The sequence below is a fragment of the Vibrio sp. Y176 genome (assembly GCF_033438945.1).
Genome location: NZ_JAWOQS010000727.1, coordinates 1 through 627 on the forward strand (window position 1 = coordinate 1; position 627 = coordinate 627).

General features: G+C 42.3%; 1 protein-coding gene. It reads left to right on the plus strand.

Annotated features, from left to right (window positions below; genetic code table 11):
• Window positions 1-234: 234 nt before the first annotated feature.
• Window positions 235-627 (plus strand): formate/nitrite transporter family protein (locus R7O13_RS28315; RefSeq protein WP_318305382.1); only part of this gene is annotated, 393 nt, incomplete at its 3' end.

Below are 627 nucleotides of genomic sequence, written 5' to 3' on the forward strand. Positions count from 1 at the left end.
TACTCTCACAACCTCAAAAACATGCCCCAATAAGCAATAGGGTTCATTTTACTCCGCGCTAAAAACTTATCAAATAATTTGATGAGATTTCTAAATATTATCAATTTTACCTGTACCACTGCCCGCCCTATTCTGGATATGCGGTTCGGGAACACCGCAAAACAAAAACAACAATTCATTTTTGAGCTAATAAATCAAGGAGCTTTTTATGGAACCACAAACTAAGGAGTCATTATGGCGGTGACCAGTTCTCAAACTCACCAGGACTTTTCTCCTAAAGAGATGATGGCTGAGGCGGAGAAATTCGCATTAAGTAAAGCAAACAAAACCAGCAGCATGACACTTGGCCTTGCAATAATGGCTGGTGCGTTTATCGGTTTGGCATTTTTGTTTTACATCACAGTGACAACTGGCAGTGCGAATACAGGTTGGGGTTTAAGCCGCTTAGCCGGTGGTATCGCCTTCAGTATGGGGTTAATCCTTATCGTTATTTGCGGTGGTGAGCTGTTTACCAGTTCGGTGCTTTCGAGCATCTCATGGGCAAACAAACAAATCTCTTTCGGCAAAATGTTGTCGATTTGGGGCAAGGTTTACGTGGGTAACTTCATCGGAGCAATGTTTTTGCTT